The sequence below is a fragment of the Zooshikella harenae genome (genome assembly GCF_018837975.1).
Lineage (GTDB): Bacteria > Pseudomonadota > Gammaproteobacteria > Pseudomonadales > Zooshikellaceae > Zooshikella > Zooshikella harenae.
The window spans coordinates 23,393-38,187 of the sequence record NZ_JAGSOY010000019.1 but is presented as its reverse complement, the minus strand read 5'-3'; the positions used below and the strand labels follow the sequence as shown (position 1 = coordinate 38,187).

The window sequence follows — 14,795 nt, the reverse complement described above, 5'->3', positions numbered from 1 at the left end:
GAAGTGGTTATCTTTATACGGCTTGTTGGCTATTTAGGTGAAGAGGGATGACGGGTTGAGAGGGCAGATAATGACTGATTAATCGACCTTTTTTCACAAAGTTGCAATCTACCAGTTCTGAGGCAATACCAATAATACTTTTCAGAATAGGCGTATTTACATTAGCCGCTTTGGCAAGTGAGAGCCAGGGTACTAAGAGATAAGGGACATCTTCAGAAATATACCGATGGTTATAACAGGTCGGTGCACTGTAACGCTGATTATGCACGGCTGAGGTTAGCGCAAAATCCCGTAGGGATAATGCATTAATACCATAGTAGTGGTGAATAATATCAAGTAAGGGGGGTAATTCTAGGCCATAAGCTTTACCTATAGCTTGGCGTTCTTTGTCGAGTGTATTAATAATTTTACAAACGGCAGGCGTCATTCCATCTTTATAAAAATAGAATTCACCATGAGTGCTTTCAATATAGCCACAATTGAGAATCGTTAGGGTTGGGTGAACAATTCCATTTGGCGAATTTAAACCAATGGCTAAGTAACTGTTGACAGTTTTTATGTGAGTTTCAGGCATGCATTGTTGTAAAAGTGCCTGTGCTTTTTTTGTTTGGTATTCAGGGTAGACGCTGAACTCTAGCAGGTTTTTATGCTGAGATGCTATATGTACAGTACCTGGTTCTTCTATTTCGGCAACATGCAGTAATGAGGAGCTTTCGACCAATGTAATATCTAGCGTAGGACGAATTTTTTCGAGCATGGACTGCAGAGGATAGGTAGCAAAGTTACCTGGCATTACAGCGATGACTTGCTCGTCAACTAAAAAAGGGAGCATATTTTCAAAGAGTGCTTCCTGGCCAAAGGCTGGAACAATCATGAAAATGACGTCTGCGCCATGAACGGCCTGTCTTATATCAAGTGTGACTAAGTCAACTTTACAGGTCTGGGGGTGGTCTCCAGTAATATGGATTTCACCCTGTTGCTCTGAAATAGCATAAGCATTCTTGGCGTGTTCAGGTGGGGCATATAGGGCAGTTTGGAAGCCCAGCTGGGCAAGGTGACTTGCAAGTGCAACGCCACCACCACCGGCGCCCATAACAGCTACTTTCATTGGTTAAACTCCCTTTCCAACCAGCATTTGTAGGACTTAAACGAGATCAACTTATGTGATCGGGGAATTTTTGTCATTTTTTTGAATCGCATACGTTTAAGCAAAGCAAAGCTATTTAGCTAACGCAAATAGCATTTAAATAGCATTTTCATGTCAATAGTATGAAGTGCTTATTAGTCTTCACCTAATTAAGACATGATAAAATGTAAAACAAGTGTAGGATGCTATGGCAATGGTTACTAACCTAGAATTCTTTTTATATTAGGTTTAAAGCATTTAGTGTCAATGAGGAACTGAGAATCAAAACAATGCATAATGATCTTACTGTACCAGTTCACTCATTGACGAATTCCAGTGGGGCTATAGATTATTCTGAATTCTCCAAATATAGTGACTACGTTCAGTGGTTACATGTTTTATTGGATAAGGTAAAACATGCTGCACAAGCTGTAGGAGTCTTAGGTATCAGTGGTACGGGTAAAACATCACTACTGGCTCATTTGATTACTGAGTTGGAGAAACAGAGGTGGTTGGAAAAGGATATTGTTGTTATTTCGGCCAACTCGTATAGTTGTTGGCAACTACAAAACAAAATACAAAAGAGTGGGGGACACTATCTCAATTGCTGTCATACATTAGACTCATTACTTTTAGCGCCATTACCGAAAGTAGTGTCTGAAGGTGAACGTATACAGCTGATATATGAAAGTATTCTGACTTCAGGAAAAAAAACAGAAACACAGCAGTTAGAGTGGTTGAGTGTATTACTACGTTGGGTAAAGCAGTTATCTTTTGCTGATGAAGAGCTAAATCAGCATATCATGTTGTGGTTGCAGACATTAACCACTCAAGAACGTGCATTCATTCTCAATGTGTATGCTAGTTATCAGCAGTTACTGCGAAAGAAGGCTTACCGAATTGATGTAGATGACAGGCTTATTTTGTTAAAAAAAGCTTATGCTAGTTCTGCTATTTCTAGTCGTTTACTGATTATTGATGATATTCACTTAGCAGGTCCCCTTCAGCGGGAAATGATTAAGCACTTAATCCAATCCGCTTCATCTGTCATATTGTCAAGCGCGTACTCAATTAATCATAGTGATCAACAGCGCTTAGGTGTAAATCTAACCGAAAATATCGTGTTATCATCACAGCTACGATCATCGAAACTGCAAGTTCGCTCGGCTTTGCGTTTGGGGGGGCTATTAAACTTGGGTAAGCCAGCATTAAGGGTTGTGGATCTAAAAGGAAGTGGTCGGCGTCCGTGGTTGTATTCTGTAAGAAATATTGTAGAAGAAATAAATTTGACTCATAAGCTAATCAAAGAATTACTTTCTTCCTCTGAAGTAAACACACTGCTTATTGTTTCCCATCAGGGGTGGTTATTGAAAAAACTTAACGATTATTGGTCAAAATATATTCAGACACTTGTTGTTACTGAAAGCTATCATAATTACCATGAAGAGACGCAACCTAAACTCTTATTTAGCTTAACCTCTAATTTGGCAGGACTAGAAGCCGATGTGATTATTGTGCTTGGTGTACAGCAGTTTTGGAAGTTTCGTCGGCCTCCCGAAGTGCGATATAAAGCGTTATGTGAAACAGTATATCAGCAAAAGCGTTTTGACTTATATAGCCTGATGTTAAAAGCTAGGCATCATATTATTTTTGTTTGTAATCATGTTAAACCATTATTGGAATTAGCTGTGATATGTGAGAAGAAGACGATACCAAATTGAGCTTGCTTTAGGGTGAAGCTTAAGATTTGTGGTCATTGTGAGCGATATACCCTATGTAGTTTGTGCTTATATGTATTTTTAGAAGTACCCTAAAGATAATTAGAGAGTGGCATTGTAATACTATTTGCTTAATTTGTAATAGATGTGTAGTATAGCAGGTCTATATGATAGTAGTGTACTCGGTTATTGTCTAGTTATCTTAACACGTTTTAGTTGGAGCTTTTACCTGCTTGAATTAAACTGGATGTGGACGTAAATAATTAAGTATTAATAAATAAAAAATTCATAATAAAGATGTGGCCTCTTAACTTCCCGCGAGTGATTTTTCAGATGTTTGTATAGATGCTCTATTTATAAAAAGAATATTGTTTTCAGGTTTATGACAAAAAGTTGTTAGGAGTGACTAAAATAGTTCCTTTTGCTGTCAATAAAGCAGCAATCAATTGTCATAGATGGTGTTAATAATAAGGCACTATAGAAAACCACCTCATCTCATTGCATTCTTAGGTATAAATACGGATATTACCGTATAAAATAATTTACTTTATTTTGTTATTATCAATAGCCTTAGTTGTATTCGGATTGGGTGATGAGTATTGCTTTATGGATAGTTGTTAAACTGTTTTAAAAGCACTAGCTGTGCGCTCATATTAAGGTGGCAGTTAAAAGCTTCTGTATTAACAGTATTCTCAACATCTTTGTTGGTCAAGAACGCCGACAACAAACCCTAAAATTGAATCGTGAAGGGTACATTTATATATTCATTTTATATGGGATAGTCGCTTTGTATCCTTATCTAAAGCTTATGTTTTGAGTATAAAATGAATATAAAGTATAGTGAATATTCATTCTGCTGGATTGCAATATCTTTTGTGGAATGTTTTTAGGATTACAGCATTTGTTTTTCTAAGGTTTAAGAAGTGATAGGGAGTGTCATTTTTCTTAATACATCATCTAGTATGGCTTACTGTAGTTATGCGTTGGCAACGAGTTGTATTAGCTATTGGGCTATTTACTGGAAAATATTGTTATATCAACCATGCTCGATGGTTACTCTTAAAAGCTGCTGTAAATGTAGTATATAATTGGAAGGGAATAAGTAATGAAAAAGAATTTTAAGATGCATTTACAGCAACATGTAGGTGTGCAATGGCTTTTATTATCGTGGCATTGGATTAAGTTAAGGCGACGTCAGCGGATGCGGGTTATTCAAAGAACAGCGGTTGATCAGCATCTTTCATCTCAAAGCTTTGCTTCAAGTCACTGGCATCCTGTGTGGGAATACCAGCGTCATCATTGGCATAAATAATCGTTGGAATAGTAAATCTATTGTACAATAGACAACTGTTTTTCGCTTACGCTTAACTGGATGAAAGCTTCTTTATTATTTGTTTTAAATAGGTAAATTAACCTATCTACACGATCGCCTGCGAGTTTAAGAATATATTTGGCTTCCTCTGTGGAGGTTCCCTTTTTACTTTGACATGCAGATTTATTGAACTGTGGTGAATACCAGGGATAATAGCTGACCTGTTTATCAGGGGTTATAAAGTAGAGTCCTTCACCAGGTCGATCAGCGCTACCTTTTCGAGTGGAGCAAACCTCTACCATTATATATTGATGTTGATAATCAGAATAAGCAAAACCACAAAAGGGGCGTGATTTGTCTCGTAGTGTGCATGTTCTTATTGAACTTAGTATGGGAAATGCTTGGCTATTATAGTCTGCTAAGCCTTGTTGTAATAATAAACGTTGGTTCAAGAGCAGTGTAACTTGGTTTGGAACTGAGGCACTTCCTTTTTTGTTAAGCCCACTGCAACCAAGTAGTATAAAACTTGTAAAAACAACAAGTAAGCAGGTTTTAAAAGGCATGAGGTTTCCTTAACATTATGTATACTTTATAGCGGATGCCTGTTGTGCTGGCTTTTCAAGAGGGGGGATACAAAAAGGTATTGTATCAATCATAACAAGCTTAAGTATTTTTTTGTACTTCTGTCACTTACTTAAGCTCTCCCTAAAACAACCACTACAATAGGCATCGCATCTAAGGTAGAGGTTAATTGTTCATGGAATAGCCTTTACTGTATAGGATCTGATTCACATCCTGGTGCTTTAGTTATTCTGTAAACTGGGGTAAGCTGTGTATTTATACAGTGGGTGAGTCGGTTAAGTATACACATGAAGCTTTATATTGCTGAAAAACCAAGTATGGCACGTGCTGTGGCTGATGTTTTACCAAAACCGCATCAACGACAGGATGGTTATATTAGGGTAGGAAATGGTGACTGTGTATCTTGGTGCATAGGACACTTACTTGAGCAAGCAGAGCCTGAAGACTATAACCCTCAATATAAGAGGTGGGATTTAGGTCATTTACCGATTATTCCTCATAAGTGGAAACTGAAAGTCAAACCAAACACAAGAAAACAATTTGAAGTTTTAAAAAAGCTGATCAAACAGGCAAGTGACCTAATACACATAGGAGACCCAGATCGAGAAGGTCAAATCTTGATCGATGAGGTTATTAATTACACAGGTGTACCGGATAAACAGCGTAATGAGGTCAAACGCTGCTTAATTAATGATTTAAACCCAAACTCTATAAAAAAATCATTGGCTAATTTACGAGATAACCGTGATTTTGTTCCTCTTTCTATTTCTGCTCTAGCGAGGGCCAGGGCCGATTGGTTATATGGCATTAATATGAGTCGGGTGTGCTCGATTCAAGGTAGAAAAGCCGGTTATCAAGGGGTGCTTTCAGTAGGGCGAGTGCAAACCCCATTGTTAGGTCTCGTGGCAAGGCGTGATCTTGAAATCGAAGATTTTCAATCAAAACCTTACTTTGAAGTGTTTGCCTTGCTGGAAACAGAAAAAGGCGAACAGTTTAGAGCGAAATGGCAACCTAGTGAAGCCTGCCAGCCATATCAAGATGAAGAAGGCCGAGTCCTCTCAAAAAAACTGGCTGAAAACGTCGTCAAACGCATTACTGGTCAGCCTGGGATGGTTACTATTGCTACAAAAAAGCGTAAACAACAGGCAGCCCCATTACCTTATAGTTTATCAGCCTTACAAATTGATGCCGCTAAACGTTACGGGTTAAATGCACAACAAGTTTTGAACACCTGTCAGGATTTATACGAAAAACATAAACTGATTACTTACCCGCGCTCAGATTGTCGCTATTTGCCTAAAGAACATTTAAACCAAATAAATACTGTCACAGCAGCAATTAGCCATGTGTGCCAACCGTTAAAAACAGCGGTAAACAACGCAGACTTAAGCCTAAAAAGCAAAGCCTGGAATGATAAAAAGGTGGAAGCTCACCATGCCATAATTCCTACTGAGCGTAAACTTGACCCAAGCCGACTATCTAAAACCGAATTACAAATTTATGAGCTTATTGCAAGACAGTATCTCGCACAGTTTTACCCCGCATGGCAATATGATGAGCGTAGAGTAGAAGTAGAAATCAGTGGTGGTAAGTTTATCGCCACTGCAAGACAAACCACTGACTTGGGCTGGAAAAAACTATTGTCACAGAATAATAAAACTGGAATTCAGGTGACAGGAGTAACGCAAGGAGATGTTCAAGTTTGCGATCAAGAAGACCAGCAAAAGCTCCCTAATGTGAAAAAAGGTGAAGTTGTTCAATGTCTAAAAGGTGAGCTGGCTGAAAGAATGACTCAACCACCTAAGCCTTTTACAGATGCCACATTACTTTCTGCCATGACGGGTATTGCTCGCTTTGTAAAAGATCCGAAAATCAAAAAAATATTAAGAGAAACAGATGGCCTCGGCACGGAAGCGACTCGTGCAGGAATAATTGAGTTATTATTTAAACGACAGTTTCTCACTCGGCAAGGTAAAACAATTCGTTCCACTGAAACGGGTCGTCAACTCATTGCTAGCTTACCTGAAATTGCTACCACTCCCGATATGACGGCTCAATGGGAATCACAATTGACCTCTATTAGTAGCAAAGAAACCAGTTATAAAAGCTTTATGGAACCGATGGAGAATACTCTTCATCAGTTAATTGACCAAGTAGATATCAGTGCTTTTAGGTCGTTAAAAGGAAAAGGCCAAGTTGTACACAAAAATCCTAAAAGAAAATATAAAAGAAAAAAAAAGCCTTAATATGCGTATAACAACGGGTTTTTTAGGAATGGCGTCAAGTAATGAATCCCCAGGGCAATCATTTATAAGATCCATTTTCTAAAGCACCTTTGTCCAACGTTTGCATAATGCCCTTCGAATACGCCGTGAATCCTTCCCTGCTACCCATAAGGAAGTGAACTGGTTTTAAAGGATGGTGATAGGCATTGTAATTTTGGGAAAGCATTATCTCTTAGTATTATGAAGACATAAGCTAAAACTTTTCTTGGTACTGTTTCTCTTGTATTTTATAGGTTTACCTTGATATTGCGAGGATTGTTAAGTCTTCCTAAGAATTGTTCGCTAATTGTTTATGTTTTTATTATTATTTTGTTGTAGTGTTTTGCTAAATTCCCATCGTTTTTTTTGTCCCTAATATTAGCCCTAGCCTGTTTCACTATACCCATAATGAGGGGGGGTTAGGAGGGGGTTAAACCATTAAGTTCGTCCTTAAAAATCCCTCGCTGTGGTGGCACGTTTTAGTACTCTACGCTATTAATTAAGTAATAGTTTAATTGTCTTTATAAAAGTGCAAGGGGTGCGTAGTATTGGGCAGGTGATAATCAAAAAGTGAATTTGATTTGTTGTATTTATGCTGTTGTTTTATATGAGAATAAAGTCTGTAATTTTATTTTTTTTGTATGGGTGCCTAAGGTGATATTTTTTTAGATTGAAAATAGATTGTTTGGCCTTGAAGATGGGGGTTACTACCCAGTCAGTGAGGTTTTACTTTGTACTGTTAGGTAATATCAGTATTTGTAAATAAGTTATATGCTCACTGCTTTTTAATAAGAGTGAAAAAACAAAATAAGTATGATGTGAAGTCGTTAGTTTGTGTGAGTCCCTGTAAGATTTAATGAAACTGTGTTTAAAGAGAAATAATTTTGATTCTTTATTGATAGTTAACACGAATTGGTAGTTTTATGACGCTTTGGTTGAACTTGAGGCTCTCTGGTTACTCAACGTAACTAGTTGTACTTTAAAGGTATTAATTGAAATTTTACTCTTTTATGAAAAGGGTTATTAGGTTTGGATTGATTTGTATTATATTGTAACGAGTTGGGTAAATGGTAGTTGACTGATCTGCTTGGAATTTATGAGTGGGTATTATGGTTTTTTGAGCTACTCTTTTCCATAAACGACAAATAATAGAACTACCATTGATGCTATAACCGCTAACTATTGGAATTTTAAGGTAGCCTAATTAAACCCACAATATTTTCTCATTAAGAGGGATTTTGTATGAGATTATGGATAGTTTGATCGAGCTAAAAAAATGATTTGTGAACTAGGCAATTAGTGTAGTGTAAACTTCAACAATATATTTTATTAAGGGTTTAACACGATTGAAACGACTAAACTGAGAGCATTAGCAACGTTTTACTCTGTTATATCGTTTAAGATTGGCTTCATTAAAAGATCGGTAGAGTGGATGGCATATAAAAGCTTTCTCTATTTCCTCTTTGAGGATGCCGAGTTGACCAAATGCTTGTTGCGACTGTCCTCGGTTGAAGAATGTAATGTGCAGAAGGCTAAATTAAAGGAAATAATTTTTTACCAGGTTACCAAGAAGGGATTAAATGGTTACAACAACAGCAGGAAAGGAACTGGGTCTGCTAAACCTATTTTAGGTAAGTTGTCTGGTAAGTCATCTTTACACTATAACCCACTCAATCAGAAAGATAACTTTGGCAGAGTAGGGGTTTTAGGGACTTTTGTGAAGTGATAAACGTTTATTCGGTAGATAAGCAGAGTAATTAGTGTTTCTACTATGAGATAGTTTAAGTGTTAATTGTTAACGGCAGTAGGACCTGTGCTGTTTTTCTTGAGTCATTTTGTCCGACACAGGATGTGGAGAGGAATGTATTTACGAAAAGTTATAATTTTGTCGACTTTCGTAAATGATCAAGCAAAATCCATTAATAATTGTTAACTGGTTCGCTATTTTGGGTTGTGATCGCTCGTAAAATAGGCGTTTTTATCGTATACCTGAGCGGTCGATCATGGTTTATTCGTCAACTGGTTAAGCAAGGCTGAAGCGCGGGATTCTTTTTTTATGAGATATTTTTCATATAACGTATTAATAGCTTGTATTGTAGGTGCAAGTGCCTCAACACAGGTTATACCTAAGTTAGCATCGACGACAAAGTCAACCTTACCTGGTACTTTTTTCTTTAGTCAGGCCAAAGCTGATACCACGCTTTCAAACAGTCAGTATGTCACTGATGTAGCGTTGGTCCATGATAAAACTACCACTGCAGCTGAAGACTATGTGACATTTGGTCACGTATTTAAAGAGGGTGATGTACCTCAAGGTAAAACTGTGCTTTTAGTTGATAGTGCAGGTAAGTCGATTGCAACTCAGGTCGATAAAAAAGCAACTTATCAGGATGGTTCTTTAAAACACGCGATCATTTCTGCCAAAGTTAAAATCCCGTCAGCAAAACAGCAAACCCTTCGCTTATATACCATTGATGAAACTGAATCGACTACTGGGCTTAATCGAACACAACTCGCTGCGCTAGATCTTGATTTTACCCTGCAACTGACCATTGGCGGCAAAGCTTATACCTCTAAGCTATCTGATGTTATTGAGTCTGGGGAGTTAAAGCGCCAATGGCTAGAGGGTGGAATCGCAAACGAGTTTATTTTTACCGCGCCACTTAAAGCCGGAGGTGCTGAGCACCCATTGCTTCATGCACGATTTTATGTGCGAACATATGGAAAACGTGAAAAAGTACGTGTTTCTGTCGTCGTTGAAAATAGTTACTCTTATGCTACCAACCCTGGCAATGTAACATATGATGTAGAACTGATTGCAAATAAACAGTCAGTATATAAAAAGTCGAATGTCACTCATTATCATCATGCTCGTTGGAAAAAAGACATTTTCTTACAAGGGAAGGCATTAACACACGTTATTTTTAATCGAAATTACCTTATGAATAGTAAGGTCTTCCCTCTTTATCAACCTGATTTAAATGTAGCTGGTGGGCTAATTACTAACTTATACAGTGACTACCAAGCTAAAAATGATTTAATGAAGGTGGGTACTGTGGAGCCTATTATGCCAATGGCTGGAGGACGGTATGATATAGGTCCTATGCCAGCGTGGTCCACAGCTTATCTACTCTCTCAGGATAAACGTCTTAAAACGGTAACAGAAGGGAATGCGAGCTTGGCAGGAAGCTGGTCTGTTCATTACCGGGACAAAAAAACAGGTTATATGCTTCGTATTGATGATTGGCCTTATGCTGGATTATGGGGGAATGATTTTGATCACCATAATCCCAAAACTGATCGTAGTGAGGCATTTCCTGCGTGTAAGCAATGCCCGTCACCTTATAAGCCTGACAGTGCGCATCAGCCCTCTTTAGCTTATTTGCCTTATGTTGTAACGGGTGATTACTATTTGCTTGAAGAGTTGCAGTTCTGGGCTAACTATAACTTAATTAATATGCATCCTTATTATCGCCGTAAAGAGGAAGGTATTTTGCGGCGGGGTCAAGTGAGAGGAGAAGCTTGGTCTCTGAGAGCGTTAGGTGAGGCCGCATTTATCACGCCTGATAACCACCCAATGAAATATTATTTTATCAAGTTAATTAATAACAACGTGGATTATTTGTATAACTTGTATGTGGCTCGGAATGAAGCGGACCGTGATAGTGAAGATGTGAAAAAACGTCTGGGTTATGATCCTGGAGTCATGATTGACCGATTTGGTGTAAGAACAGGTGAATATGCTGTCGTTTATAAGAGTGGAACAGCGCTATCACCTTGGATGGATGATTTTCATGCATGGTCAATTGGTTTTCTTAAAGATTTAGGCTTCACAAAAGCAGGTGAAGTCATGGATAAGCGTGCAAAATTCAGCGTAAGTCGTATGATTGATCCTGGCTACTGTTGGATTTTTGCAAGTCTACAACAAGGCATTCGGGTTGTAGAGCCAAATAACAAAGCAAAAGTTCTGGATTCTTTTGCTCAAGCTTTCAACAGAACAACATCAATTAGCTTGAATAGTGCACCATGTAACTCTCAACGAATCATTCCATTAGCTGAGTCCTTTTCTGCTTCAGAAGACCAGATTCCTTTAGAGTTAAATCCTAAGCAAATGTTGGGTTATGCTGCTTCCCCAGAAGGGTTTCCTGCTAACATGCAGATAGCTTTGGCGGCTGCTACTGATTCAAATTATCCTAATGCAAGTCAAGCCTGGAGCAAGTTTGAACAGCGCTCTTATAAGCCGGATTATAGTATTGAGCCTCAGTTTGCAGTGGTACCACGTTCAATTTTTGCTCCTGCTTCTGATAAGCAAATTGCATTGGAAGGTGAGTATGGGGTTGGCACAAAAGGCAATGAAGTTATTGCGACAAATCAACCTGGTCCTTTAACAGGTACGTTGCCACCTCGTTACCCAGAACCACCTGAGCCGCCTACTGTACCTAATACACCCTCTGACCCTGGTGATACACCGTCTGATCCTGGTTCACCTAATGACCCTGGAACGCCTACAGACCCTAGTACACCTTCAGATCCTGGGACCCCCAGTGATCCAAGTACACCAACAACCCCTACAGATCCTAATACACCTGATACAGGGGATTCAGGTACTGATGATGGTGGTGTAATTATTGTCGATAATGGTAGTCCTGAAGAGCCGCAAACGCCTGGATCTGGTTCTGAACCAAGCACCCCATCAGATCCTACAGATGATACGCCAGAGACACCTACCACACATAAATCCCTTGAGGCATTTGTTGAGGAGTTGAAGCCTGGTCAGTGGCTTGAAGCAAAAGGTAGTAATACATTAAGCGATACTTTCCCCGCTTATCATGAGGCTTGGGGATCACTAGGGCCTGCTGGTGTTCTTGATGCCTGGTCTGGTGGTGCCGTAGGAGATAACAAGCTGATAGTCTGGGGCGGAGGGAAAACAGACTATGGTGGTAATGAAGTCTACCAAATGGATTTTGAAACGCTTAATTGGACTCGGTTGACTGAACCCAGTGAGTACTACCTAGATAACTATGGGGGATGTACTACTGCAGAAGGACAACCTGCAATTGCTTGTATAACTAAAGATGGTACTCCAACCTCAGCACATTCTTATGATGGCGTAGAATACCTGCCAAATGTTCAGCGTTTTTGGATGGGTAATGGCACACGATATGGCGCTGGTTATACCACTGAAAAAAACTACTGGTTTGACAGCGATAATCCAAAATGGGAGCAGAAGTCATCTCTTACCATAAAAGGTGAATTTAGCTCAGCTTTTGATCCTTCAACTGGTTACTTATTGGTAGCCAATGGCTATAAGTTGATTGCCTATGATCCAAAGACTGATGAGGTTAAACATCAGTCACCTATTGGGCCAAACTATGGTGGAGCTTCTCCAGGTGTTTATGATCCTAAGCGTAAACTATTCATTCAACTATTAAATCATAGCCTGGCTATTTATGACTTGAGTGAAGTTGACTGGCAGGATCCTAAAGCCTCAATACCTGAAATGATGATTCAGCCCATTAAGCTCAAAGGAAAACAGTCTGCATATTTTAATAATGGCCAAGGTATGTTGAGCTATGAAGCCCCAACCTTACGTCACTATGGCATTGACTATGACAGTAAGCGTGATGTGTTTGTATTGTGGGATGGTCATTACAATGTATTGATTCTTGACCCTAGTGATTGGTCAATTAAAGAGTTGCAACCACAAGTAGAAAGTAGAGCGCCAAGTGCCCTTGCCAGCTGGGGAGGACGTCGGGACCGAGGTATTTATGGACGCTGGCGCTATTTACCTGACTATGATTGTTTCTTAGGTTTTAATAAAGAAGATGAGGGTGTGTGGTTGTTCCGACTACCAGATACGTTCTAGAAAATAGCTGTAACATGCAAACAAAAAGGCTGCTTCATGCAGCCTTTTTTATTTTTAGAGAGAATTTGACTAAAGGTGACTATTGTTTGGGGAAAATATATAAAAGCTGATTGTAATGGCTATGACTGGACTGTATGAGAGGGATTGTATTGCGTTAATTTACCCTCACGATCTAAATGGAATTGCATAAAATCATTGGCTAGAAACAGCTTGCCAGAATAATGTTGCCGAGCTTCATCAATCACACTTTGTAATGCATGTTGTCGATCCATAAATCGAGCACTGAAATGAGTTAAAACCAAATTGGGTAATTGAGCCTGTTCAGCAATCTGGGCCACATCACTAGCTGTTGAGTGGCTAACATACCCTTGAATCGCTGCTCGCATCTCCTCGGTCATGGTGGCTTCGTGTATTAGCAGATCACAATCAAGCAAAGCTGACTGAAGGCATTCTGGTCTGTCATTATCTCCTCCAATGATAAACTGCCGAGGTTTGGGTGGGGCAGCAATATAATCTAATCCATTAATCAGCCGACCATCAGCTAGGGTAATGCTTTTACCTTGCTGCAGTTGCTGATAAATAGGTCCTGGAGGAATACCATCTGCTTTAGCTTTTGCAACTTCAAAGCGTCCAGGTCGTGGTGCTTCTGTAAAACGATACGCAAAACTGGGGATTGAGTGGGAAAGAGCAACAGGTTGTACACTCAAGCCAGGAAAATCCCAGTGCTGTTTTTGCCAGTCTTCGGGTGTGAATTCAACTATTTTTAGTGGGTAGTTTAAGTTGAGCTCAGTGAGTTCAATAATGGTTTTGATCAGTCGCTCTGTTCCTGGAGGACCAATGACAGTAAGAGTTTGCTCTGAGCCACTTCCCTGTAAGGAACGACTAGCAAGGATACCAGGTAAACCATAACAGTGATCACCATGAAGATGGGTTAAGAAAATAGTGTTTAAACGACTTAGGGTTAACTCGCTATGCATTAATTGATGTTGGGTTCCTTCTCCGCAGTCAATCAATACCCAATTACGTTGCTGAGGAAAACGAACACCTAAAGCAGTGACATTACGTTTGGGGGTAGGTACACCTGCCGCTGTACCTAAAAAGTGAAATTCAATCATAGTATGTAGTACTTAAAAATAACAGCGGCTTGGATTGTACCTTGTCTATACCTTTAGTAAATATATACCTTAGTTATACTTTTCGTTGTAGCTCTTGGTAAAGGCATTTTTTGAAAAGGTGTTTATGGCTCCAAGATTTCACTGGTTAACATTGCCTGATGGGGAGGTTGGTTACCTTTCCCAGCTATTTAACCTATCTGAACAGCAAGCCTACTTTCAGTTTTTAATGAACAGTGTGGACTGGCAATACGAAACGCTGAGCCTTTTTGGCAAGCAGGTTGTAGTCCCTCGAAAAGTAGCCTGGTATGGAGACTCTGAAGCTGTTTATGCTTATAGTGGTGTGTTGCACCAACCCTTACCATGGACGGCTGAACTTACCAAAATCAAGCAAAAAGTTGAGCATGTATGTGGGGAGCATTTTAATAGTGTACTGCTGAATTTATACCAGAATGGGGCAGATTATATGGGCTGGCATAGTGATGATGAGCCTGAGCTGGGCGATGATCCAGTAATAGCCTCTGTAAGTTTTGGTGCTAGCCGTGACTTCAAGCTACGTCATAAAAAGTATAGGAAGAGTCAACAGCCTGTGGTCACCCAGACGCTTATCAGTGGAAGTTGTTTACTAATGAAGGGAGCTACACAGCGTTATTGGCAACATAGCGTTCCCAAGCGAAGCCTTAATAAAGTGAGTGAGCCTCGTGTTAATTTGACGTTTCGTTTGGTTAAACTGGCTGAGATATAATGTAAGTACTTAAGGGTTATATGTAAGAATATGGCTAAATGTCGGCTGCTTTTAACTTAATTATATTTTT

General features: G+C 39.3%; 8 protein-coding genes. 5 read left to right on the top strand and 3 right to left on the bottom strand.

Features of this window, described 5'->3' with window-relative positions:
- Window positions 1–13: 13 nt before the first annotated feature.
- Window positions 14–1,108, bottom strand: coding sequence for an NAD/NADP octopine/nopaline dehydrogenase family protein (locus KCG35_RS10100; RefSeq protein WP_215819571.1), 1,095 nt, complete (start codon window positions 1,106–1,108; stop codon window positions 14–16).
- Between the two features lie 308 nt (window positions 1,109–1,416).
- Here KCG35_RS10100 and KCG35_RS10095 point away from each other — a divergent pair, with 308 nt between their 5' ends.
- Together KCG35_RS10095 and KCG35_RS10090 are read left to right on the top strand one after the other, a co-directional pair.
- Entirely contained in the window at window positions 1,417–2,847 is a 1,431-nt protein-coding gene (locus KCG35_RS10095; protein WP_215819570.1) for an AAA family ATPase, read from the top strand.
- A gap of 1,102 nt (window positions 2,848–3,949) precedes the next feature.
- Entirely contained in the window at window positions 3,950–4,156 is a 207-nt protein-coding gene (locus KCG35_RS10090; RefSeq protein ID WP_215819569.1) for a hypothetical protein, read from the top strand.
- Window positions 4,157–4,173: 17 nt separating this feature from the next.
- Here the strand turns inward: KCG35_RS10090 and KCG35_RS10085 are convergent, their stop codons facing one another.
- Window positions 4,174–4,719: a hypothetical protein gene (locus KCG35_RS10085; RefSeq protein ID WP_215819568.1), complete on the bottom strand. Its 546-nt coding sequence runs from the start codon at window positions 4,717–4,719 to the stop codon at window positions 4,174–4,176.
- 306 nt (window positions 4,720–5,025) lie between these two features.
- Between KCG35_RS10085 and KCG35_RS10080 the strand changes: the two genes are divergently transcribed.
- Together KCG35_RS10080 and KCG35_RS10075 are read left to right on the top strand one after the other, a co-directional pair.
- Window positions 5,026–6,984 carry a DNA topoisomerase III gene (locus KCG35_RS10080; protein ID WP_215819567.1) on the top strand — a complete coding sequence of 653 codons (1,959 nt, stop codon included), beginning with the start codon at window positions 5,026–5,028 and terminating at the stop codon, window positions 6,982–6,984.
- Window positions 6,985–9,058: 2,074 nt separating this feature from the next.
- Complete coding sequence (locus KCG35_RS10075; RefSeq protein ID WP_215819566.1) at window positions 9,059–12,868, top strand: RIFT barrel domain-containing protein; 3,810 nt, start codon at window positions 9,059–9,061, stop codon at window positions 12,866–12,868.
- A gap of 119 nt (window positions 12,869–12,987) precedes the next feature.
- Here the strand turns inward: KCG35_RS10075 and KCG35_RS10070 are convergent, their stop codons facing one another.
- Window positions 12,988–13,983, bottom strand: a complete 996-nt coding sequence (locus KCG35_RS10070) for a ribonuclease Z (RefSeq protein WP_215819565.1) — start codon at window positions 13,981–13,983, stop codon at window positions 12,988–12,990.
- Between the two features lie 124 nt (window positions 13,984–14,107).
- On the opposite strand from KCG35_RS10070, the gene KCG35_RS10065 reads away from it, so the two are divergent.
- Entirely contained in the window at window positions 14,108–14,725 is a 618-nt protein-coding gene (locus KCG35_RS10065; protein WP_215819564.1) for an alpha-ketoglutarate-dependent dioxygenase AlkB family protein, read from the top strand.
- Window positions 14,726–14,795: the final 70 nt, after the last annotated feature.

Bases quoted from the DNA above. Each gene is read 5' to 3' on its own strand.
- KCG35_RS10100 (WP_215819571.1), bottom strand. From the start codon at position 1,108: ATGAAAGTAGCTGTTATGGGCGCCGGTGGTGGTGGCGTTGCACTTGCA.
- KCG35_RS10095 (WP_215819570.1), top strand. From the start codon at position 1,417: ATGCATAATGATCTTACTGTACCAGTTCACTCATTGACGAATTCCAGT.
- KCG35_RS10090 (WP_215819569.1), top strand. From the start codon at position 3,950: ATGAAAAAGAATTTTAAGATGCATTTACAGCAACATGTAGGTGTGCAA.
- KCG35_RS10085 (WP_215819568.1), bottom strand. From the start codon at position 4,719: ATGCCTTTTAAAACCTGCTTACTTGTTGTTTTTACAAGTTTTATACTA.
- KCG35_RS10080 (WP_215819567.1), top strand. From the start codon at position 5,026: ATGAAGCTTTATATTGCTGAAAAACCAAGTATGGCACGTGCTGTGGCT.
- KCG35_RS10075 (WP_215819566.1), top strand. From the start codon at position 9,059: ATGAGATATTTTTCATATAACGTATTAATAGCTTGTATTGTAGGTGCA.
- KCG35_RS10070 (WP_215819565.1), bottom strand. From the start codon at position 13,983: ATGATTGAATTTCACTTTTTAGGTACAGCGGCAGGTGTACCTACCCCC.
- KCG35_RS10065 (WP_215819564.1), top strand. From the start codon at position 14,108: ATGGCTCCAAGATTTCACTGGTTAACATTGCCTGATGGGGAGGTTGGT.